Source organism: Rhodoferax sp. BLA1, from assembly GCF_013416775.1.
GTDB lineage: Bacteria > Pseudomonadota > Gammaproteobacteria > Burkholderiales > Burkholderiaceae_C > Rhodoferax.
The window spans coordinates 299,390-320,594 of sequence record NZ_SZVI01000012.1 but is presented as its reverse complement, the minus strand read 5'-3'; the positions used below and the strand labels follow the sequence as shown (position 1 = coordinate 320,594).

Genomic DNA, 21,205 nt, shown 5'->3' with positions numbered 1-21,205 from the left:
TTGGATAAACCAGTTGAGCAAACGCAGAGAAAAGGCACTTTTCACCACTAAATTGCACTTTTTTGCACTGTATCAGCAAAATTGTTTCCCGCAAACACACGGACTACAAATTTTTACAATGGAATCAACAACTTAGCAGCGACTTTGAAGGCGACAGTCCGACAAAATCGTTGTAAATGAAGCACTTAGAAGACGCACTGAAAGTGATGCTTGAGGATGAAAAACATCCTCAAGAAACGTGCAAAGTTACCGGATGACGGTCGGCAGCCGAGAGAGGATTACAGGATGTAACGGCTCAGATCTTCGTTTTTGCTGAGTTCTGCCAGGCGAGACTCAACATAGGCGGCATCCACCTGCACCGTTTGACCGCCCAGTTGGCTGGCGTTGAAACTCACCTCGTCGAGCAAGCGCTCCATCACCGTGGACAACCTGCGTGCACCAATGTTCTCGGTGCGCTCATTCACATCAAAGGCGATCTGCGCCAGGCGTGTGATGCCCTCATCGGTGAAAACCACCGCCACCTGTTCGGTGGCCAGCAAAGCCTGGTATTGCTTGACCAGGGATGCGTGGGTTTGGGTCAGGATCGCGACAAAATCCGCCACCGAAAGCGACTGCAGCTCAACCCGGATCGGAAAACGCCCCTGCAATTCAGGAATCAGATCACTGGGCTTGCTCAGATGAAAAGCCCCCGAGGCGATGAACAGGATGTGGTCGGTCTTGACGGTGCCGTATTTGGTCGACACCGAGGTGCCCTCCACCAGCGGCAACAGGTCGCGCTGCACGCCCTGGCGTGACACCTCGGCACTGCCACTCTCGGCGCGCGAGGTCACCTTGTCGATCTCGTCAATAAACACAATGCCGTTTTGCTCCAGCATCTGCAGCGCCTGGGTTTTGATGTCGTCGTCGTTCACGAGTTTGGCGGCTTCATCGTCGGCCAGCAGCTTGAGGGCTTCGCTGATCTTGAGCTTGCGGGTCTGCTTTTTGCCAGTATTGAGCTGCCCAAACATACCGCGCAGCTGTTCTGCCATCTCTTCCATGCCCGCCGGGCCCATGACCTCCAGGCGCGGCGAGGCCTGGGCCACATCGAGCTCAATCTCGCGGTCATGCAACTGCCCCTCACGCAGCTTCTTGCGAAAGGTCTGGCGTGCGGCGCTTTCGGGCTCCTGCGCTTCCATCACGCCAAATTCCTTGCGCGGCATCGGGATCAGGATGTCAAGCACCCGGTCCTCTGCGGCGTCTTCGGCGCGGGCCCGCACTTTGTGCATCTCGGCCTGGCGGGTTTGCTTGACCGCCACATCCGCCAGATCACGGATGATCGAATCCACGTCTTTGCCCACATACCCGACCTCGGTAAACTTGGTCGCCTCGACCTTGATGAACGGTGCATCGGCCAGACGTGCCAGGCGCCGGGCTATCTCGGTTTTGCCCACACCCGTGGGGCCAATCATCAGGATGTTCTTGGGGGTGATTTCACCGCGCAGATCGCTGTGGACCTGCTGCCTGCGCCAGCGGTTGCGCAGCGCAATCGCCACGGCCCGTTTGGCCTGCTGCTGGCCAACAATGTGTTTGTCGAGTTCAGCGACGATGTCCTGGGGGGTTAAAGATGACATGGTTCAATCAGTGAAAGGTGCGCAGCTGTGCAGCAGCTGAGGTTCAGGCCAGTGTGCTGGCGTTCAGAGACTCTCGATGGTGTGGTTCATGTTGGTGTAGATACAAATCTCACCAGCAATTTCCAAGGATTTTTTGACCATCTCGGTGGCTGACAACTCGGTGTTGCTGAGCAATGCTATCGCCGCAGCCTGTGCATAGGCGCCACCTGAGCCAATCGCCACAATGCCGTTTTCGGGCTCCAGCACATCACCATTGCCGGTGATGATCAGCGAGGCTTCTTTGTCGGCCACGGCCAGCATGGCCTCCAAACGACGCAACACCCGGTCGGTACGCCAGTCTTTGGTGAGCTCAATGGCGGCGCGCACCAGATGCCCCTGGTGTTTTTCCAGCTTGGCCTCAAAACGTTCGAACAGGGTGAAGGCATCGGCCGTAGCGCCCGCAAAACCGGCCAGCACCTTACCATGGTAGAGCTTGCGCACCTTGCGTGCCGTGCCCTTGACCACGATGTTGCCCAGGGTCACCTGCCCGTCACCACCAATCGCTACCTGGACACCGTCCGGTGTCTGGCGACGCACGCTGATGATGGTGGTTCCGTGAAATTGTTCCATACGTGAGATGTGTGTCCTAGTTGCTACGGGCTGTCACCCGCGCATGTTCGTTGATGCCGATCAAGTTGAAAAATGCCGCCACCAAATGGGGCAAGCGCGCAAACTCGATTTTTTTGCCGGTGGCCTGTGCACTGGCGACCCAGTTCAGAATGCTGCCAGCGGCGGAAAAGTCGACACGCACAAGGGCGTCGCAAGTGATCAGCACATCACCCTTGGCCTGCAAGGCCTGCTGCAAGGGCTTGAGTCCGGCAGCCCCGGTGCCGAGAAGTTCACCGCTCAGCTCCATGCGGCTGGCATTGGCATCAACAAAAGGGGTGCGCTCGGTCAAGGGGTCGGCCAGTGTCGAGGCCTGGTTCAGATCATCACGCCAGTCAAGCCCCCCAGTGCCCGTGCTCTGAGCCAACACATGCTGACAACGCGCATCCTGCCAGGCCGGCGGCGAGATGTCGTAGGTCACGCAGTAGTCCATCGACACCAGCTCAAACTCTTCGCGCGAGCCCAGCACACGCAAGGCATTCAGGCGCAATTGCCACCAGAACTGGGCAACTTCCCGGTCACCCAGGGGCGTGTTGGCACGCAACTGCGCGTCCAGACGGTCCAGGTTGTCAAATTGCAGGGACAAAGCTTGATCACACCACTGCCGCATCACCGCCGCCAAAGCGACCGCCGCGTCCGGGCTGATGTTTTCCAGCAGACGCCAGTCCAGCCGGTGAAGGTTGCCCCCCGTTGTGACACTGGCTTGCAAATGCGCGACGGCCAGCTTGTCGAGCATCGCGGGCGACTGCCACCGTGCCACTGCGGGGCTGCGCTGGGCTTGAACCTGCGCCAGTCGCTCGTACAGGGCGACCTGGCCGGTGGATCGGTACAGGTCCTGCAAGGCGGTGGTCCACACCGCCTTGGCACTTGGATCGGCGGCTTCCCCTTTGAGCGCCAGCGTCAGCACCAACTCGGCACCGGCATCATCGCTATTGGCAAAACGGATGGCCGCATCTTCAATCACCGGATCAGAGGACACCTGCCCCATTTCAACCGACACCATGTTGGAGCAGGAAAAGTCGCTGTAATCGGTGGGCTCAAAACTGGCCACACCGACCGGCATCGAGAGCTTGGCGCGCGACTTGGCCGACCACGCTTTGTCCTGAGCGGCGCTGATCGGCAGCTGCGGCATCGCGGCCTCCAGCTTGGTCGGCATGGTCGGGGCAAAGGCAAGACGGGTGTCGATCTGCGACTCTGCCGCTGATGTGCTGGAGAGGCTGCTCCCGGTGGCAAGTGCAGGCGCACGCGCCACGGAGGTGGCTGACGGGGTTGATGCGTTGGGGCTGGGTGGTGCCGTTGGCGCAGGTTCACCCAGCTTGCGCTGCTGGCCGTTCCACCACTGCCTGGACATCTGGGCTTCGATCTCGTCGATCTTTTTGAGGGTTGAGGCACGTGTCTCAGACTCCGGAAACCCTGAGCTGTCCTGGTAAAACGAAGCGCGCGCCGCCATTTCGGACAAGGCTGACGGCGACACTTCGCGCAATTTGCGCAGCTGGCTGAACTCGCGCTGGCGCACCGCGTCGTTGTGCGCTTTGCGCTCAACCATGCGTTTGATCGCCAATTTGCCCAGTTCACCCTGCTCCCCGGCAGCTGCACCGAGCTGCGGTGGCGCGTCGGCCACCGGGCTGCGCACAAAATTGGCAACCCTGGCCAACAAACCGGTGGGAGTGTCTTTGGTTGCCATCACTCAGTCTGGTGTTATCAGCCCTGCCAACACGCGGTCTCAGTCCCCAAACATTTTCTGCTTGAGTTCACGGCGTTGTTGTGCTTCCAGCGACAAGGTGGCGGTCGGGCGGGCCAGCAGTCGGCCCACACCAATCGGCTCGCCGGTTTCGTCGCAGTAGCCATAGTCACCCGCGTCGATGCGGTTGATGGACTGCTCGATCTTCTTGAGCAATTTGCGCTCACGGTCGCGGGTGCGCAACTCCAAGGCGTGTTCTTCCTCAATGGTGGCCCGGTCGGCCGGATCCGGCACCACCACCGTGTCTTCACGCAAATGCTCGGTGGTTTCACCGGCGTTGCTGAGGATGTCGGTCTTGAGCGCCACCAGCTTCTGACGGAAGAACGCCAACTGGGTGTCGTTCATGTAGTCGTCATCCGACATGGCAATGATTTCGGCATCCGTCAGTTCGGCCACCGACTTGGTCTTCCAGTTGTTGGCCAACTTAGGATCTTTTTTGATGGCCGAGGCCAGCGGCGACACGATCGGCTGCACCGAGGTCATCTGGGTAAAACTGGCCTTGGCCGCTGTGGACGCCACCGACTGCGCCATGGACGGAACGGTCAACTGCGCCAGCCGCGAGGACGGGCGCCCAGAACGCACCGGCACACCCAGCGGCGTCAGTTGCGCTACAGCGGCTGGTTTGACCACTGCCACTGACTCATTGGGTTTCGGGGCTCTGGTGAATTTGGGAGTAGAGGTCACGGTTGCGGTTTGATCGAGAGTGGTCACAGATAAAGGCTTCTTTGGGGAACGGGATGGCGCAGGTTTTGGCACCGGCGCTGCTTTGGCAGTTTCGGTTTTTTTAACCGCTGCTGCCTTCTTAACAACCGCCGCAGGCGTGTCCGCTGCTTTGGCTTTGGCAGCTGGCTTGGCCGCCGGTTTGGCTGGAGAGGCCACCACCGCCTTCTTGGTTGGCGCCGCTTGACTGGCTTTGGCCGCAGGGGCGGGCTTGGCGGCAACAACCGCTTTGGCGGGTACAGCTTTCTGTTTCACGACTGGCGCTTTCACAGGTGGTCTCCTGGCGGGGTTTTTATGAGCTTTGGCAGAGGAAACAGTTGTTTGTGCCGTCGTTGGCAACCTGGAAACGCCGGTTGGCGCTTTTTCATCGGCGCGCGAGTGTACTGGCGCAGCCTTCGAAAAACCCATCAGTTGCAAAAGAGAGACAAACATCAGCCCTCCGGGGCAGGGTTAAAAGACAGGCTCACACAAGGCTTGCTCCATACCTTGCAGGAAAATGTCCTGGGGCAGATCGATACCAATAAATACCATTTTGCTACAACGTTTTTCGTCTTTGGCCCATGCCGGGCCCAGGTCACTGCCCATCAACTGGTGCACCCCCTGGAAAATCACCTTGCGTTCGGTACCCTGCATGTACAGCACACCTTTGTAACGCAACATGCGCGGGCCATAGATGTTGACCACCGCGCCCAGAAAGTCTTCGAGCTTGGCCGGATCGAACGGGCGGTCCGAACGGAACACAAAACTTTTCACGTCGTCATCGTGGGCGTGGTGGTGGCCATCATGCTGGTGCGACGGGTGGTCGCAAGCCTCGCCGGGCGCATGGTTGTGCCCCGCATGGTCATGGTCATGGTCGTGCTGGTCTTCCTTGAGGAAGTCCGGGTCAATGTCAAGTTTGGTGTTGAGGTTAAAACCGCGCAGGTCAAACACCTCGCTCAAGGCCACCTCACCAAAATGCACGGCTTTTTGCGGCGCACGCGGGTTCATGTGTTTGAGGCGATGCTGCAGGTCCGCCACCTCGTCGGCCGACACCAGATCGGTCTTGCTGAGGAAAATCTGATCGGCAAAACCCACCTGGCGGCGCGCTTCCTGGCGGTCGTCGAGCTGCTGGTTGGCGTGTTTGGCATCCACCAGGGTCAGGATCGAATCGAGCAGATAACTCTCGGCGATCTCGTCGTCCATGAAAAAGGTCTGCGCCACCGGGCCGGGGTCGGCCACACCGGTGGTTTCGATCACCACCCGGTCAAAGTCGAGCAGGCCCTGACGCTTTTTGGCCGCCAGCAGCTGCAACGCTTCACGCAAGTCTTCGCGGATGGAGCAGCAGATGCAGCCATTGCTCATCTGGATGATCTGCTCCTTGGAGTCGGTCACCAAAATGTCGTTGTCGATGTTTTCCTCGCCAAACTCGTTCTCGATCACTGCAATCTTCTGGCCGTGCGCCTCGGCCAGCACACGTTTGAGCAGTGTGGTTTTGCCGGAGCCGAGAAAACCGGTGAGGATCGTGGCAGGAATCAGAGACATGGTAGAGCGGGGGTTGGAAAGGCAGCGAGTGTAACGACGAACCTGTAACAGCTTACTTACGCATGACCACCAGACCTTTCAGGTATTCCCCCTCTGGGAAATGGATGGTCATCGGGTGGTCTGGCGCGCCACCCATACGTTCGTGGATAAAACCGTCGACCCCGGCGTCACATCCGGCCGACGCCACAATTTTGTGGAACAGGTCGGCGCTGATGCCGCCCGAGCAGCTGTAGGTGAACAACACCCCCCCGGGCTCCAGAATCTTGAAGGCCAGGCGGTTGATGTCTTTGTAGGCCCGCGCGGCGCGTTCGGCATGCGCCACCGTGGGTGCAAACTTGGGCGGGTCGAGCACGATGGCGTCAAATGTGCGGCCCTGCTCGGCAAACTGGCGCAGCGAGGCGTTCACATCCGCATCCATGAAGCTGGCGCGATCTGATGCCAGCCCATTGAGCGCCACATTGGCCGCCGCCTTGGCCAGTGCCGGGCCACTGGAGTCGATCGAGGTGACATGCGCCGCACCACCTTGCAGCCCGGCCACGGTGAAGCCGCCGGTATAACAGTAGCAATTGAGCACCCGCTCAAACTTGAGCCGTTGGCAGTAGTCAAAAAAGCGTTTGCGGCTGTCGCGCTGGTCCAGGTAAAAGCCGGTTTTGTGGCCTTCGGCGATGTTCACCGCGAGCTGCCAGCTGTGCTCCTGCAGCAACAGCTCGACCTCGCCCTCACCACGCAGCCAGCCGGTGGCTTCGGCCAGGCCTTCGAGTGTGCGGCTGCTGGCGTCGCTGCGCTCGTACAGTTTGGTCAGGCCGGTGGCGGCCAGCAGCGCATCGGCAATCACGTCTTTCCAGCGCTCGACACCGGCGCTCGTGAACTGCGCCACCAGCGTGTCGGCATAGCGGTCCACAATCAGCCCGGGCAAGCCGTCAGACTCGCCGTGAATCAGGCGCACACCGTTGCTTTGTATGCCAAATCGGCCTCTAGCCCTGATGGCGTTTGCGCAAGTAGCTACAAAAAACGATGCATCAATGCGTTGCTGCTCGTCAAAACTCCAGGCCCGGGCGCGGATTTTGGAGCTGGGGCTGAACGCCGCCCAGGCCAGAAACTGGCCCTCGCTCGATTCCACACGCACGGTTTCACCGGGGTCGGCACTCCCACGGGCAATGGCCGACTCAAAAATCCAAGGGTGTTGACGCAGGAGGGAACGTTCCTTGCCGGGTCGCAGACGGATAACTTTCATTCAATACGTGATGGCCATGGCAGGCACATCCACACGGATCATGGGTTTGCCCAGCGCCGAACTCACCGCGGCCACGTAGCCAGCGGCCCACTTCGGGTCCTTCAACAGCGCGGCACCGGCGGCTTGGGTCACCACCAGCACCTTGTCAGCGGTCAGCACCTTGCCGCTGGCGCGCAGCGGCTCACATTCCAGCTCAACGAACTGTTTGTCAAGCCAGGCACGTGCGGCGTCGTGCGCCAGAGGGGTACCGTCGGGCACGGGGAAAGTCAGTTCAACTCCTTTGTCCAAGACAACGCTGATTTGCTTTTGCATAGGGCACCTGTTGATGAGAAGTTGAGGGGAAAGTCGCTATTTTGAACTACCCGGCTTGAGGTGAGCGCGCGGGTGCGCCGCATCATAGGCCTTGGTCAGGTGGCCAAAGTCCAGCCGGGTGTAGATCTGGGTGGTGCTGATGTTGGCGTGGCCCAGCAACTCCTGCACCCCACGCAGGTCGCTGCTGGACTGCAGGACATGGCTGGCAAAGGAATGGCGCAGCATGTGCGGGTGCACCGGTGCGGCCAGCCCGGCTTGCAGACTGCGTGACTGCAGCCGCTTCCAGACCGACTGCGCCGACAAACGCGTGCCGTTGCGCCCGATGAACAGCGCGGCCTGTACTTCGGTGGGAGCGGCGCCAGCGGCCTGCGCGCGCTGAGTCAAGCCCTGATCGCGCACCAATAGCCAGCGCTGCACCGCAACCACCGCCTGGCTGCCGACCGGCACAATCCGGCGTTTGCTACCTTTGCCCAGCACATGGGCCTCACCGGCTTGTAAATCGAGCCAGCCACGCGCCGTGGCGCTGGCCACCACATCCAGACCGGTGACTTCGGCCAGACGCAGGCCACCGCCGTAGAGCAACTCGATCAGGGCCGCATCACGCGCTTCCAGCCAGGGGTTGTCACGCTCATTTTGGAAGCTGGCGAGTTGCACCGCGTCATCCACAGTGAGCGCCTTGGGCAAGGGTTTGGCGGCCTTGGGCGCCCTGACATTGAGCACCGGGTTGACCTGCACCAGACCTTCATGGCCCAGCCAGGTATAAAAACCACGCCAGCCCGACAAAATCAGCGCAATCCCCCGGCCGCTGCGACCAGCGCTGTGCATCTGCGCCGCCCAGCGCCGGATATGGGCCGGCTGGACCTCGGTCAGCCCCACCCCGGCGGTAGCGGCCTGGTCCGCCAATTTGGCCAAGTCCAGGCTGTAGAGCGTGACCGTGCGCTCGGCCAGGCGTTTTTCAAAACGCACATGGTCCAGATAACGCTGAACCAGGGGGTCGATCATGCGCGGTACAAGCGGTGCAACAGAGACTAACGCAGCGGCGAGAGCGCTGCGCTGGCCAGCTCGGAAATACGCGCCAGGAAATCGGTGCCCATGGTGCTGGCAAAACGTTGTGCGTCGGGGGAGGCCAGCACCAGCAGACCAAACGCTGGCGCCACACCGCCGTGTGCGCCGTTGGTCTCCGGCAAACCACGCAGCGGCAGAATCGCCAGCGACACCGCCGCCTGGGGTTCGGGCAGCCAGTTGATCGCCTCCAGCCCGGTGTTGACACCACAAAACGGCTCGGTCAGCGAGGTGGCAAAGGACTTGGCATCGTCGCTGACGCCGGTGGCAAACTCGCAGGCCGCGTATTGCGGCGCCACACCCCAGACCTTGATGCCGACCTGCGGCACCGAAAACTGGTCAGCCAGCTCGTCGGCAATCAGCTGCGGCAGCGCCTGCACATCGGTGTTGAGGAACAGGGTGCGCGCCCAGAACAGCAGCTTGTCGGACAACACCATGTTTTCGTTGACGTTGCGGATCATGTCCATGATGCGCTGCTCCAGCATGCGGATTTTTTCGCGCAACAAGGTGGCCTGGCGCTCTTGCAGGCTGACCGCACGCTGGCTGTGCGGGCTGGTGAGCTGCACGGCGGCCAGCAACTCGGCATGGCGTTCAAAAAAATCAGGGGTGTTGGCCAGATAGTTGGCGATGTCGTCTTCGGTGATCGGGCTGCCAATGGCGCTGGGGAAATGGGAGGTGGGTGACATGTTTGCCTTCAGTTCGGGAGTTCAATTTCGCCATCAAAAACCACGGTGGCCGGGCCGGTCAGCAGCACCGGCGCACTGCCGCCCTGCCAGCTGATGGTGAGGGTGCCGCCGTGGGTCGCCACATCGACCGTGACGTCGAGCAGCCCCAGGCGGATGCCCGCCACCACCGCCGCACAGGCACCAGTGCCGCAGGCCAGGGTTTCACCGGCGCCGCGCTCAAACACGCGCAGGCGGATGTGGCTGCGGTCCAGCACCTGCATAAACCCCACATTGACACCACGCGGGAAGGCACCCTGCTGCTGCACCAGCGGCCCCAGGGTCAACACCGGGGCCGTGTCGACATCGTCCACCAGCGTCACCGCATGGGGGTTGCCCATGGACACCAGCGCTACTTGAACAATAGTGATCTGCCCTTGATTGTTAAGGGCTAGAGGCCATTTTTCCCAAGAACCGGAGGGGTCGACCTGCAAACCAGTGGCGTCAAACGGCAGGTGGGCCAGCGCAAAGTCCGGCGCCTCCATGTCGACCGTGACCCGGCCATCGGGCTGGCGTTGTAACTGCAAGACGCGGTTCATGGTCTGCACCGTCACCACGTCTTTGGCGGTGAGGCCCTGACGGCGCACAAAAGCCATGAAACAGCGCGCGCCGTTGCCGCAGTGCTCGACCTGGCCACCGTCGGCGTTGTGGATGACGTAGGAGAAATCCATGTCGGGGCTGGTGGCCGGGCGCACCGTGAGGATCTGGTCGGCGCCCACACCAAAGTGGCGGTCGGCCAGAAAGCGGTATTGCGCGGGGGTGAGGCCGTAGTGGGTGCGGGTTTCGTCCAGCACCACAAAGTCGTTGCCAGCACCTTGCATTTTGGTAAAGGGGATTCGCATGGGTGGCATTATCTATGGGAGCGCCGGGGCCGCTTCACAGAGCGTGTGATGCCCTCGGGCGTTTTCTCCTCGGGTGAACTCGTCAACGTGTCAGTTTTGACCCGGGACGTGGACCGCGCAGAGGCCGGGGGCTCATGACGCTTCGCTTTTTGAAATCGCCCCCGACCTCCGCGCGATCCGCGACCCGGGCGCTTCTGGTCTTGGACATCCAATTCGCCCACCTTCCACTTGGCCCTTCCGCACCTCCACCAAAGCGTCATACCGAGTCGATATCATTTCCCCATGCCACGCCCCAACCAACAACTTCACCCCCACCGCGAACCCGCCCCGGCGCGGCTGGCGGCCACGGTGTTGCTGCTGCGCGATGGCGCAGAGGGGCTGGAGGTGCTGATGACGCGGCGCTCGGACACGGCGCGTTTTGCACCGGGCGCCTATGTGTTTCCGGGCGGAGGTGTCGACGCGGCCGACGCCTTGCACCATCACCTGGCCACCAGACGCCCAGGGCAACACGATGAACCCCTCACCGAAGCCATTGCCGCCATCCGCGAGAGTCTGGAAGAGCTAGGTGTGTTGCTGGCGCGCCACCCGGATGGGCGCTGGGCCGACCAACAGGACATTGACACCCTGGACCGCCAGCGCGACTTTTTTGCCCAGGTGGCGGCATGCGGCCTGACGTTGGCCGCCGACCAGGTGTTTGTGCTGGCGCGCTGGACCACCGACCGCCAACTGCCCCAGCGTTATGAGGTGCCGTTTCTGGTGGCGCGTATGCCCGAGGGCCAGACGCCGGTGGCCGATGAAGCGGAACAGTTTGAGCCGGTCTGGCTGCGTCCTGCGGACGCGCTGGCGCGTCATGCGGCGGGCAACTTCTTCATGATCTTCCCCACCATTCGGACGCTGGAGCGGCTGCGGAACTTCCTCGACGTGGCGGCCGTGTTGTTGGCCTGCGCCGAGACCGAGTCACCGCTGTGGGTCAGTTGCCCACGCACCGGACTGGTGGGCGGGCGCGAAGTCCGTTACATGGAGTTTGAGAGCGCCTTTGGTGAACTGGCCCTGATCTGCCCTGACGGCCAAGTGCAACACCCGCTCGATTGGCAGAGTGAACGCGTGGTGCCGCTGCTCAAAAACGTGCAGCGCCTGACCGCACCCAACCCCGGCGCGATGACCGGCCCGGGCACCAACAGCTACCTGGTGGGGGACCCCAATACCGGCTACATCGTCATTGACCCCGGCCCGGCCGACCCGCAGCACCTGGAGCAGCTCTGGCGCGCAGCGGGTGGCGACATCCGCGCCATCGTCTGCACCCATTCCCACCCCGACCACGCCCCCGGCGCCCGGCCACTGCAGGCTTTGTGCCAACCCAAACCGCCGGTTCTGGGCCTGCCCAGTGCGCCCACGGCGCGGGCTGCCAGCCAGTTCAGCCCCGACAGGGCGCTACAACATCATGAGCTTCTAGCCCTTTATCTCAAAGGGCTGGAGGGCGATTTGGCTTATAACGCTGGCCACACGCTGCAAGTCATCCACACCCCCGGCCACGCCGCCAACCACCTGTGCCTGGTGCTGCTGCAGGACGGGCTGCTGTTCTCGGGCGACCACATCCTCAACGGCAGCACCACCGTGGTCGACCCGCCCGATGGCGACATGGACGACTACATGGCCTCGCTGGATCTGCTCAGCCACACCTGCAACGAGCTGGGCGTGCGCTACATCCTGCCCGCCCATGGCTATGTGATCGGTGGGCCTGAGGACGAGGCACTGGCCGCCATCGCCCGCCTGAAAGCCCACCGCCAACAGCGCGAAGCCAAGGTCCTGGCGGCAATGCAAAGCCTGCCCGATGGCAGCCCCGACGACTGGCTGGCGCTGGCCTATGCCGATGTACCCGAACGCATGTGGCCAGTGGCCAAACGCTCACTGATGGCGCACCTGGCGCGTATCACCGCCCACGTGCGCTGAAAAACGCCAGCCAGCCACAGGGGCACGCGGTTAACATGCCCGGCATATGACCCTGCCCCGACCGCCACGCACCGCCGCGCCCAAGCGCCCTACGCTCAAAGTTCCCGCGCGCGCGCCAGCGCCTGCCCCACTTGCCCACAGCGCCCCCCCCAACGTGGTGGCTCGCGCCCCTGCTCCTGCGCCCAAACCGGCGCCTGCCAAAGCGCCCCGACCCGTTTCCGCCAAAACCCCGAGCCAAACACGCCCGCGCCGAACCGAACCCGCTGGCGCCCCCATCAAGCCACGCCTGCACAAAAACACGCCACCACCCGCCCCAGAGATGGCCGGGGTGCGCCTGTCCAAACTGGTGGCGGCCCAGGTCAACTGCTCACGCCGCGAGGCCGAGCAGATCATTGAGGGTGGCTGGGTGCAGGTCAATGGCAAGGTGGTGGAGGAACCGATGGCGCGGGTGCAGGACCAGAGCGTGGTGGTTGACCCGCAGGCCAACCCGATGGCTTTGAGCGAGGTCACGCTGCTGTTGCACAAACCACCCGGTTTTGAGGCCATGGCGCCCTTGGGTGCCGCCAACAAACGGCTCAAACCCGCACACACCCTCTTACAAGCAGCCACGCACTGGGAGCAGGACGAGTCGAACGAACGCGTGCTCAAACGCCATCTGGCCAAACTCACCGCGGGTGTGCCGCTGGAGCTGGCAGCCAGCGGGCTGGTGGTGTTCACCCAGGACTGGCGCGTGCTGCGCAAACTGACCGAAGACGCCGCGCAGATCGAACATGAGTTGGCGGTGGAGGTGCAAGGTGAGGTGTCGCCCGAGCAATTGCACCGCATGAACGTGCCGTCCACCAATGCGGGCAGCACGCTGCCGCCGGTCAAGGTCAGTGTCAACAGCACCAGCGAGGCCTCAACCCGGCTGCGTTTTGCTGTCAAGGGTGCGCACCCCGGGCTGGCAGCCTACCTGTGTGAACGCGCCGGGCTGCAGATCTTGAGTGTCAAGCGCCTGCGTATTGGCCGCGTCACACTGGCCCATCTGCCCGAAGGGCAATGGCGCTACCTGCTACCGCACGAGCGGTTTTAAACCCTCAGGCCAGCAGCGCCCGGCCTTCGACTTCGTCGCTGAGCGGCGGATAACGGGTTGGCTCGGGCAGGTTGTAGTGCCACCACTCGTGCGGGTGGTGCGCCCAGCCCGCAGTGGTCATCACATCAAGCAACAGGCGCCGGTTGTGCTGCGCCTGTTCTGATATGTCGGTGCGGCCATGGCGCGACTGCTCGGTCATCTCGTCAAACTCGGTGCCCATGTCCAGCGGCGCACCATCGGCCTGGCACAGCGTCAGGTCCACCGCCACACCGCGCGTGTGCATCGAGCCGATGCGCGGGTCGGCCACAAACATCGGGTTGGGCAAGACGGACCAGAGCCGCCACTGCGCAGCGGATGGCCGGTACGCATCGAGCACACACAAGCGCAGGCCCCGCGCCTGCGCCAATTCGGCGGCGGCAACAAGCGCCACCAAGGCATCTTTGTGCAAAAAGGCGATGGCGTGTTGGTAAATCGGGATACCGGTGAGGTTGTTGGTGGTGGCGTAACGCAGATCGATGTCGATGGCGGGGTGGGAGATTTCTTGCAAAGGCATGGGCCGGGATTATCCGGGCTGTGCTGCCCGGGCGTCACAGGCTGAACAACTGCCCCCGCGCGGCGTCGGTGATCGCCAGCACACAGGGGTGGCTGATGCGCCGCTCCACCGACACCGCATAAAACTCCTCCACCAGCTCGTCGGTGCGACCAATCACCGACACACCAAACTGGGTGCAGGTCTCGTCTTCCAACACGCTTGGGGTCATGAACACCCCCTGGCCTTCACGGCCAAAGGCTTTCATGAGCGCGGCGTCGTCAATCTCGCCCACCACCACGGGGGCCACCTGGTGTCGTGCAAACCAGCCCTCCAGTTGGCGCCGCACCGAGGACGAGGCGCCGGGCACCAGCATCGGCACACCGTCCAGGCAGCCCGGAAACGCCCCCTTGACGCGGGACTTGAGTCCCGGCGCGCAAAAAAAACTCATGGCACTGCGGCCCAACGCATGGTTAAACGCCTTGACACTGACCCGCCGTGGCATCGGCTCGTCGGCAATCACCAGGTCGAGCTGGTGCAAGGCCAACGCCGCCAGCAAATCATCAAACGTGCCCTCGCTGGCCAGCAGTTTGACCGGTTGTGCCATCGACAAGGCCGGCTCCAACAGACGGTAGGCCAGCGACTTGGACACCGAATCCGCCACCCCGACCCGGAAGTCCAGCCGCTTTTGCACACCACGCGTCTGGCGCAGCGCGGTCTCCAGGTCTTGCCCCAGGCTGAAGATCTGGTCGGCATACCCCAGCGCCAGGCGGCCATGTTCGGTCAGCTCCAGCTGGCGGCCACTTTTGCGAAACAGCTTGCGCCCGAGCCAGTCTTCCAGTAACTTGATCTGCCCCGACAGGGTTTGCGGCGTGATGTGCAACTGCTCACCCGCGCGCATGATGCCGCCGGCGCGCGCGGTGACCCAAAAATAGTAAAGGTGCTTGAAATTCATGTCGCTGGCCTCATGTATCTGCCTGATTGTTCGTTTTTATCGAAGTTTAAATGTCTTAAATTCGAATTTACGCGAAGTGAGTTGAACTTTATAGTTCAACGCGTGTCATCTTCACAGACACTGACAGGAGTAATACATATGCGCTTAAGTACCAAAGGTCGTTTTGCCGTCACCGCCATGATTGATGTCGCCTTGCGCGAGAAACAAGGGCCGGTGCCGCTGTCTGACATTTCCGTGCGCCAGCAAATTTCTCTGTCGTACCTGGAACAAATGTTCAGCAAGTTGCGCCAGCAGGGCTTGGTGCGCAGCACCCGTGGGCCAGGCGGTGGTTACACCCTGGGTCACCGCACCGATGCCATCACGGTGGCCGACATCATCTGCGCTGTGGAAGACGCTGTGCCTGAGGTCAAGTCAGCAGAGGTGGCTGACACCAAAGACATGGCGCAGGACCTGTGGGACTCGATGAACGCCAAGGTGTTCGAGTTCATGCAGTCGGTCACCTTGCGCAGCTTGGTGCTGGAACAACTGGCCAAGGGTGTCAAGATCGAACAAAAACCCGCAGCTAACCGCGGTGTGTTCAAGAAGCCGGTGCATGCACCGCTGCGCACCAGCGCACCCAACTCGGTGTTTGCCCTCGGCCAAAGCCTGCTGGCACGCGGCTGATTGGCCTCTAGCCCAGGTAGTACCTGGGCTGAGCGCTATGAAAAAGTGTGAAGCCCACCGATAAGCCGGATTCTGTGCACCCGGGTTGCCCCGGGTGTGACTGCCATTAATCTGGGCTGTTGGTCACCCAACAGCTCGGTGCTACCTACCCGCCAACTCCGGGGGCCCCGTCAACGTTGGCCTACTTGGTATTGCTGCGCGTAGAGATTGCCCGTTTCACCCGAACTAAATCGGCTCGTCTCTGTTGCTCTGATCCTCACCTTATACCCCTGGCTTGCGCCCAAGGCTTTCAGTGGACAGCCGTTAGCTGCTACGCTGCCCTATGCAGTCCGGACGTTCCTCCAGTGCTCTGTTTCCAGAATTGCACCAGCGGCAGTCTGGCGGGCTTCACACGGGGGATTATCGCGGCAATCGGCGCGGCCTTTCCCAGTGATTCATCAGATAGACCGCACCCCACGTGCTGGCATAAGCTTATATGCATTCGGACAGAACAACTGGTTCAAAATAGCTTCACCCACGCACACGGCGTGACCCATTCGAGGAGCCCTGATGAAAGTCGACAACGTCCTGCAGACCATTGGCAACACGCCACACATCCGTATCAACCGCCTGTTTGGCAACACACACAAGGTGTACGTCAAATCCGAGCGCAGCAACCCCGGCGGCTCGATCAAGGACCGCATTGCGCTGGCGATGGTCGAGGCCGCCGAAAAATCAGGGGAACTGAAACCCGGTGCCACCATCATCGAGCCCACCTCGGGCAACACCGGTGTCGGGCTGGCGCTGGTGGCTGCGGTCAAGGGCTACAAACTGATCCTGGTGATGCCCGACAGCATGAGTGTCGAGCGCCGCCGCCTGATGCTGGCCTACGGCGCCAGTTTCGATTTGACCCCGCGTGAAAAAGGCATGAAAGGCGCCATCGCCCGCGCCCAGGAACTCGCTGCCAGCACCCCCGGTGCCTGGATCCCGCAACAGTTTGACAACCCCGCCAACCCAGCGGTACACGCCCGCACCACGGCACAGGAGATCCTGGCCGACTTCCCCGAGGGTGTGGATGTGCTGATCACCGGTGTGGGTACCGGCGGCCACCTCAGTGGTGTGGCCGAGGTGCTCAAGGCCAAGTGGCCGCAGCTCAAGGTCTACGCGGTGGAGCCTTCGGCCTCGCCGGTGATCTCGGGCGGCGCACCGTCACCGCACCCGATCCAGGGCATTGGTGCCGGGTTTGTGCCCAAAAACCTCAACACCAGTCTGCTCGACGGTGTGATCCAAGTCGATGCCGAGCCCGCGCGTGAATTCGCCCGGCGCAGCGCGGCTGAAGAAGGCCTGCTGGTCGGCATCTCCAGCGGCGCCACCCTGGCCGCCATTGCACAAAAACTGCCCGAGATTGCGCCCGGTGCCACGGTGCTGGGCTTCAACTACGACACCGGTGAGCGTTATTTGTCGATAGAAGGTTTCTTGCCAAGTTAGGGCGGCAAACCCCAGGCGCACACGGGCCCCGTGGCGCCTGCAGTCGGCACGGCATAAGGGAGGCTTTATCATCGGCGCCCTGCTTGATAACCACGAGCCCGCCATGATCAGACTCTCAGAACTCAAACTCCCCCTGTCCGCCTTACCGGTGGTGACCCGCCGCGCAGCCGATGCTCCGGCTGAAACCGACGCCGACCGTGCGCCCATCATCCACCCGTTTGAGGCCCTGACGCGAATGAGCGCGCAGGCGCTGGGTGTGGACGTAACAGCCATCGCCCATTTACACGTCTTCAAACGCAGTTTTGACGCGCGCAAGGCCGAGCTGCTGGCGGTGTTCATCGTCGATGTCACACTGAACGATCCGGCGCTGGAAGCCCGGCTGCTGGCCCAGTTCCAGGGCAACTCACACATCCAACCCACGCCCGACATGGCCTACCGGTTGGTGGCCACCGCGCCCGCCAATTTGCCGCTGCGCCCGGTGGTGGTGGGTTTTGGCCCATGTGGCATGTTTGCCGCGCTCATTTTGGCGCAGATGGGGTTCAAACCCATCGTGCTGGAGCGTGGCCGCAAGGTGCGTGAACGCACCAAGGACACCTGGGGCCTGTGGCGCAAACACGTGCTCAACCCCGAGAGCAATGTGCAGTTTGGTGAAGGCGGCGCCGGCACCTTTTCAGACGGCAAGTTGTGGAGCCAGATCAAGGACCCGCGCCACCTGGGCCGCCAGGTGATGACCGAGTTTGTCAACTTTGGCGCGCCGCCCGAGATTCTGGTGGAAGCGCACCCGCACATCGGCACCTTCAAGCTGGTCAAGGTGGTGGAGAACCTGCGCGAACGCATCATCGCGCTGGGTGGCGAGATCCGGTTTGAGCAACGCGTGATGGATGTGGAGGTCGACACAGCCAAGGGCCAACGCCAACTGCGTGGCCTGACGGTGCTGGACCAGACCAGCGGCCAAACCTACGACTTGCGCGCCGACCAGGTCATCCTGGCGCTGGGCCACAGCGCCCGCGACACCTTTGCCATGCTGCATGGGCGCGGTGTGGCCACCCAGGCCAAACCCTTTTCGGTGGGCTTTCGTATTGAGCACCCGCAAAGCCTGATCGACCGAGCCCTGTGGGGCCGCCACGCGGGCAACCCGGTGCTGGGCGCTGCGGCCTACAAGCTGGTGCACCACGCGCAGAATGGCCGTGCGGTCTACAGCTTTTGTATGTGCCCGGGCGGCACCGTGGTGGCCGCCACCAGCGAGCCGGGCCGCGTGGTGACCAACGGCATGAGCCAGTATTCACGCGCCGAGCGCAACGCCAACGCCGGGCTGGTGGTGGGCATCGAACCCGTCGATTACCCGCAGGACAGCGCCGCGTTTATTGCAGCTTTTGGGCATGTAACCGGTGCGCAATATGCGCAGGAAGCTCTGGAATTAAGAGCAAATGATCCCCAAGCCGTGCACCCGCTGGCAGGCATCAACCTGCAGCGCCAGCTTGAAGCCAATGCCTATGTGCTGGGCGGCAGTACCTACGAGGCGCCCGGCCAACTGGTGGGTGACTTCATCCGGGGGGAAGCATCAAACCAGTTTGGCAGTGTGTTGCCCTCGTACAAACCGGGCGTCAAGCTCGGTGATTTGCATGGTGCCCTGCCCGACTACGCGATAACCGCGCTGCGTGAGGCGCTGCCGGTGTTTGGCAAAAAGATCAAAGGTTTTGACCTGCCTGACGCGGTGTTGACCGGGGTTGAGACCCGCACCTCGTCCCCCTTGCGTATGCCGCGTGGGGAGGATTTTCAGAGCATCAACACCGCAGGCCTGTACCCGGGTGGTGAAGGCGCGGGTTACGCGGGTGGCATCCTGTCGGCGGCGGTGGATGGCATCAAGCTGGCTGAGGCGTTGGCGCGGCGGGTGGCTGGGTAGTTATTGGTCAAATTGGCTTCTAGCCCTTATTCTTCGAGGGCTTGTAGCTATCGTTTTTTTGATTGACTGATTCGCGTGGCGCCAGGCGAGCGGCGGGGTAACCGTTCTCCGGCCCCCTCGCGGGAAGCGGCTTGAGTGAACTGCTTGCCTAAGTGTCGCGTCTGACTGTGGTGCGCCACCTGTCTCACCACGCGAATGGGTTCTGCGCCCGGTTACCCCACCACTCGCCTTCAACGGTTTTGGATACATGGTCGGGGAAAGCAAGTCAGATTGAAACCAAAAGCTATCGGACAAATTTCCTGACAGCGGCCAACGATCAAAGGGATCGGCCAAGTTAGGCCTCATCTTCGCCATACCGCCCGCACCAACCGCTACTGTCAACCAGCAGGGCATAGTGAAGCTGGCGGAAATGCGTCGGACGGCTTTGTGCTCAACTCAAAGAGCCGATTGAAGATTTTTTCTTCTGCCTTCAACGGCGCTTGCATATCCTGCAGCCCAAAAAAAGCTGAAAGATAACCGCAACCAGCGTGAATCACACCGATCAAGATTTCTTCAAGTTGACATATTGTCGCGGCCCTAAATCCGTCGGTAGTTTTCTCGCCGGTCTGATGAGCTGAAAAAAAGTAACTTACGCCGAAGGGCGAGCCATGAATAATTTCTGACGAAAGACTGTAGAGAAGGAAATCTGCCGCGAGCAAGCGTGACGCAGCGCGACGGCCTGCAAGCTCTCCCACCATTTTGATGCGGCTTGGAACATCATGATTCGTCCAACGGCCTTTGCCTTTTCCACTGAACTCCGGAAACTTCTCCTCGAGGGTGGCCTGCTGATCGGCGTCTGAGCGGATCTCCAGAGCAAACTCTCCGCGCCCTCTTTTTCTGTTGAAATGTTTCCAAGCGGCATAGTCGATATATCGAATAGCCCTCGATGCGACTTCATCGGACTCAGCTAGAAGATAGCTGGCGTTTAGAAAAGACTCGAATGCTGAACGGGCAACAGGATACGCATCTCGAACGGGAATGCCACGAAGCTTGGCCATGCGAAGCAATGTTTCTAACGATTGGCCAGCTCCCATCGCTAGACTCGTGCTAATGCGCCTCTGGCTGTCACCAAGACTGCATACCAGCCTTTCCCCTTCAAAAGTAGCAGGGCCCTGAGATGCAACGTAGAGCGCAAGACGAAGGAACTCTTGCTGGAGCATTGCCAACCCTCTGAGTGCGTCAATGAGCGGTAGTTCCTCAATATCCATAGGCTGCCTGGTGATGCTGCCTAGCGCAATACAGCCGAACGCGTATCTTGGCATTCACAAGATAGACGATGGCATAAACTGGGTTTGCAGGTTTGATCGCAGTAGCAAAATGAGGCGCAGCACTGCTGGTTGCCAGCATTCGGACTGCAAATCCTAGCCGCAATTACCGTATTCAAAACGTCTACCAAACCCGCCTCCTCGGTTGCCCAACCGTACCTCTGGCTGAATCATTTGCGAGGGGTGATGGGGTTCAAGCACTATAGCTGGCACGTCACGGGGGTAGGCATGTCGAGGCGAGGTTTTTCCTGCGGTGGCATGGGCGCAACGGTCGAATGCGGCGATGCGAAACACCTGCGCGTTTGACATGTCACATCTGCATTCAGTCCATTGATAGAAAAAGCGTCATCAGCCCTTATAGATCATGGGTCAGAAGCTATCAATACCATACCAATCCATCCATACCTGCGTCATGGCGCGTTGGCTTCGGGTCAGGCCGCTTCCCCCGCCTCCAGCTGCAGCAGCAACTCGTTTGCCTCCACAAATTGCTCTTCGCTGAAGACTCTGATACCCGCACTTCCCAGCAGAGCAGCCAACACCCCTCGCTCGGCCACGCGCACGCCTGCGAACGTGCCGTCGTAGATGTAGCCCGAGCCGCAGGAGGGGCTGCCTTCCTTGAGCACGGCCACGCGGATGTCTTGGCTTTGGGCTTGCAGCAGCACGTGCTGGGCGCCGGAGATGAACGCATCCGACACGTCCTGGCCCTGTCGGTCAAACACGCTGGCTTGCCCCAACAAGACCTTGGCGCCACCCGCGCCCAAACTGATTTCAGCGGCTGGGCGTGGCACAGGCAGGCCGCCCGAGACCTCGGGGCAGACTGGCACGACGCGCCCCTGCGCTAACCAGCGTGCCAACACGTCACTATCGCAGCGTTTGTGGATGGCGTTGTAGCGAACCGGGCTGCCAATCAGGCAGGCACTCACAAGGACGAGTTGCATCTGGGCGGGGTGGGT

General features: G+C 61.5%; 19 protein-coding genes and 1 other RNA gene. 5 read left to right on the top strand and 15 right to left on the bottom strand.

Annotated features, from left to right (window positions below; genetic code table 11):
- Positions 1–278: 278 nt before the first annotated feature.
- The 10 genes from hslU to dapF all read right to left on the bottom strand — a co-directional run bounded on the left by hslU (position 279) and on the right by dapF (position 10,409).
- The gene (hslU, locus tag FDG13_RS14265) at positions 279–1,610 is read right to left on the bottom strand and encodes an ATP-dependent protease ATPase subunit HslU (RefSeq protein WP_180129074.1); all 1,332 of its coding nucleotides are present in this window, start codon (positions 1,608–1,610) and stop codon (positions 279–281) included.
- Positions 1,611–1,673: 63 nt separating this feature from the next.
- The gene (gene hslV, locus FDG13_RS14260; RefSeq protein ID WP_078364392.1) at positions 1,674–2,219 is read right to left on the bottom strand and encodes an ATP-dependent protease subunit HslV; all 546 of its coding nucleotides are present in this window, start codon (positions 2,217–2,219) and stop codon (positions 1,674–1,676) included.
- 16 nt (positions 2,220–2,235) lie between these two features.
- On the bottom strand, positions 2,236–3,939 hold the full coding sequence (locus FDG13_RS14255) for an STAS domain-containing protein (RefSeq protein ID WP_180129073.1): 1,704 nt from the start codon (positions 3,937–3,939) through the stop codon (positions 2,236–2,238).
- 39 nt (positions 3,940–3,978) lie between these two features.
- The gene (gene dksA / locus FDG13_RS14250; protein WP_370528234.1) at positions 3,979–4,752 is read right to left on the bottom strand and encodes an RNA polymerase-binding protein DksA; all 774 of its coding nucleotides are present in this window, start codon (positions 4,750–4,752) and stop codon (positions 3,979–3,981) included.
- 414 nt (positions 4,753–5,166) lie between these two features.
- The gene (locus FDG13_RS14245; RefSeq protein WP_180129071.1) at positions 5,167–6,237 is read right to left on the bottom strand and encodes a GTP-binding protein; all 1,071 of its coding nucleotides are present in this window, start codon (positions 6,235–6,237) and stop codon (positions 5,167–5,169) included.
- A gap of 52 nt (positions 6,238–6,289) precedes the next feature.
- Positions 6,290–7,471, bottom strand: a complete 1,182-nt coding sequence (locus FDG13_RS14240; protein WP_180129070.1) for a class I SAM-dependent rRNA methyltransferase — start codon at positions 7,469–7,471, stop codon at positions 6,290–6,292.
- The gene (locus tag FDG13_RS14235; protein ID WP_180129069.1) at positions 7,472–7,783 is read right to left on the bottom strand and encodes a hypothetical protein; all 312 of its coding nucleotides are present in this window, start codon (positions 7,781–7,783) and stop codon (positions 7,472–7,474) included.
- A gap of 36 nt (positions 7,784–7,819) precedes the next feature.
- Positions 7,820–8,785, bottom strand: coding sequence for a tyrosine recombinase XerC (locus tag FDG13_RS14230; RefSeq protein WP_180129068.1), 966 nt, complete (start codon positions 8,783–8,785; stop codon positions 7,820–7,822).
- Between the two features lie 26 nt (positions 8,786–8,811).
- Complete coding sequence (locus tag FDG13_RS14225) at positions 8,812–9,531, bottom strand: DUF484 family protein (protein WP_180129067.1); 720 nt, start codon at positions 9,529–9,531, stop codon at positions 8,812–8,814.
- 8 nt (positions 9,532–9,539) lie between these two features.
- Positions 9,540–10,409 carry a diaminopimelate epimerase gene (gene dapF, locus FDG13_RS14220; RefSeq protein ID WP_180129066.1) on the bottom strand — a complete coding sequence of 290 codons (870 nt, stop codon included), beginning with the start codon at positions 10,407–10,409 and terminating at the stop codon, positions 9,540–9,542.
- A 282-nt stretch (positions 10,410–10,691) separates the two neighbouring features.
- On the opposite strand from dapF, the gene FDG13_RS14215 reads away from it, so the two are divergent.
- Together FDG13_RS14215 and FDG13_RS14210 are read left to right on the top strand one after the other, a co-directional pair.
- The gene (locus tag FDG13_RS14215) at positions 10,692–12,359 is read left to right on the top strand and encodes an MBL fold metallo-hydrolase (RefSeq protein WP_180129065.1); all 1,668 of its coding nucleotides are present in this window, start codon (positions 10,692–10,694) and stop codon (positions 12,357–12,359) included.
- Positions 12,360–12,405: 46 nt separating this feature from the next.
- The gene (locus FDG13_RS14210; protein WP_370528227.1) at positions 12,406–13,431 is read left to right on the top strand and encodes an RNA pseudouridine synthase; all 1,026 of its coding nucleotides are present in this window, start codon (positions 12,406–12,408) and stop codon (positions 13,429–13,431) included.
- A gap of 4 nt (positions 13,432–13,435) precedes the next feature.
- Here FDG13_RS14210 and ddpX read toward each other — a convergent pair whose 3' ends face one another.
- Positions 13,436–13,984: a D-alanyl-D-alanine dipeptidase gene (ddpX, locus tag FDG13_RS14205; protein ID WP_180129064.1), complete on the bottom strand. Its 549-nt coding sequence runs from the start codon at positions 13,982–13,984 to the stop codon at positions 13,436–13,438.
- Between the two features lie 34 nt (positions 13,985–14,018).
- Positions 14,019–14,915, bottom strand: a complete 897-nt coding sequence (gene nhaR / locus FDG13_RS14200; protein WP_180129063.1) for a transcriptional activator NhaR — start codon at positions 14,913–14,915, stop codon at positions 14,019–14,021.
- A 138-nt stretch (positions 14,916–15,053) separates the two neighbouring features.
- Here nhaR and FDG13_RS14195 point away from each other — a divergent pair, with 138 nt between their 5' ends.
- Positions 15,054–15,578, top strand: coding sequence for an Rrf2 family transcriptional regulator (locus FDG13_RS14195; RefSeq protein ID WP_180129062.1), 525 nt, complete (start codon positions 15,054–15,056; stop codon positions 15,576–15,578).
- A gap of 45 nt (positions 15,579–15,623) precedes the next feature.
- On the opposite strand, the gene rnpB is transcribed toward FDG13_RS14195, so the two are convergent.
- Positions 15,624–15,967: RNase P RNA component class A (gene rnpB, locus FDG13_RS14190), an RNA gene on the bottom strand.
- A 160-nt stretch (positions 15,968–16,127) separates the two neighbouring features.
- Here rnpB and cysK point away from each other — a divergent pair.
- Positions 16,128–17,045 (top strand): cysteine synthase A, encoded by a 918-nt coding sequence (gene cysK / locus FDG13_RS14185; RefSeq protein WP_180129061.1) that lies wholly within the window; start codon positions 16,128–16,130, stop codon positions 17,043–17,045.
- A 103-nt stretch (positions 17,046–17,148) separates the two neighbouring features.
- Positions 17,149–18,948: an NAD(P)/FAD-dependent oxidoreductase gene (locus FDG13_RS14180; RefSeq protein ID WP_180129060.1), complete on the top strand. Its 1,800-nt coding sequence runs from the start codon at positions 17,149–17,151 to the stop codon at positions 18,946–18,948.
- Positions 18,949–19,325: 377 nt separating this feature from the next.
- Here the strand turns inward: FDG13_RS14180 and FDG13_RS14175 are convergent, their stop codons facing one another.
- Together FDG13_RS14175 and FDG13_RS14170 are read right to left on the bottom strand one after the other, a co-directional pair.
- Positions 19,326–20,195, bottom strand: coding sequence for a DUF5677 domain-containing protein (locus FDG13_RS14175; RefSeq protein WP_180129059.1), 870 nt, complete (start codon positions 20,193–20,195; stop codon positions 19,326–19,328).
- Between the two features lie 488 nt (positions 20,196–20,683).
- Positions 20,684–21,190, bottom strand: coding sequence for a DUF523 domain-containing protein (locus FDG13_RS14170; protein WP_180129058.1), 507 nt, complete (start codon positions 21,188–21,190; stop codon positions 20,684–20,686).
- Positions 21,191–21,205: the final 15 nt, after the last annotated feature.

Coding starts and splice junctions, on each gene's coding strand:
- FDG13_RS14170 (WP_180129058.1), bottom strand. CDS start 21,190: ATGCAACTCGTCCTTGTGAGTGCCTGCCTGATTGGCAGCCCGGTTCGC.
- dapF (WP_180129066.1), bottom strand. CDS start 10,409: ATGCGAATCCCCTTTACCAAAATGCAAGGTGCTGGCAACGACTTTGTG.
- ddpX (WP_180129064.1), bottom strand. CDS start 13,984: ATGCCTTTGCAAGAAATCTCCCACCCCGCCATCGACATCGATCTGCGT.
- FDG13_RS14245 (WP_180129071.1), bottom strand. CDS start 6,237: ATGTCTCTGATTCCTGCCACGATCCTCACCGGTTTTCTCGGCTCCGGC.
- FDG13_RS14230 (WP_180129068.1), bottom strand. CDS start 8,785: ATGATCGACCCCCTGGTTCAGCGTTATCTGGACCATGTGCGTTTTGAA.
- FDG13_RS14240 (WP_180129070.1), bottom strand. CDS start 7,471: ATGAAAGTTATCCGTCTGCGACCCGGCAAGGAACGTTCCCTCCTGCGT.
- FDG13_RS14235 (WP_180129069.1), bottom strand. CDS start 7,783: ATGCAAAAGCAAATCAGCGTTGTCTTGGACAAAGGAGTTGAACTGACT.
- nhaR (WP_180129063.1), bottom strand. CDS start 14,915: ATGAATTTCAAGCACCTTTACTATTTTTGGGTCACCGCGCGCGCCGGC.
- FDG13_RS14210 (WP_370528227.1), top strand. CDS start 12,406: ATGACCCTGCCCCGACCGCCACGCACCGCCGCGCCCAAGCGCCCTACG.
- FDG13_RS14225 (WP_180129067.1), bottom strand. CDS start 9,531: ATGTCACCCACCTCCCATTTCCCCAGCGCCATTGGCAGCCCGATCACC.
- hslV (WP_078364392.1), bottom strand. CDS start 2,219: ATGGAACAATTTCACGGAACCACCATCATCAGCGTGCGTCGCCAGACA.
- cysK (WP_180129061.1), top strand. CDS start 16,128: ATGAAAGTCGACAACGTCCTGCAGACCATTGGCAACACGCCACACATC.
- FDG13_RS14195 (WP_180129062.1), top strand. CDS start 15,054: ATGCGCTTAAGTACCAAAGGTCGTTTTGCCGTCACCGCCATGATTGAT.
- FDG13_RS14215 (WP_180129065.1), top strand. CDS start 10,692: ATGCCACGCCCCAACCAACAACTTCACCCCCACCGCGAACCCGCCCCG.
- FDG13_RS14175 (WP_180129059.1), bottom strand. CDS start 20,195: ATGGATATTGAGGAACTACCGCTCATTGACGCACTCAGAGGGTTGGCA.
- FDG13_RS14255 (WP_180129073.1), bottom strand. CDS start 3,939: ATGGCAACCAAAGACACTCCCACCGGTTTGTTGGCCAGGGTTGCCAAT.
- hslU (WP_180129074.1), bottom strand. CDS start 1,610: ATGTCATCTTTAACCCCCCAGGACATCGTCGCTGAACTCGACAAACAC.
- FDG13_RS14180 (WP_180129060.1), top strand. CDS start 17,149: ATGATCAGACTCTCAGAACTCAAACTCCCCCTGTCCGCCTTACCGGTG.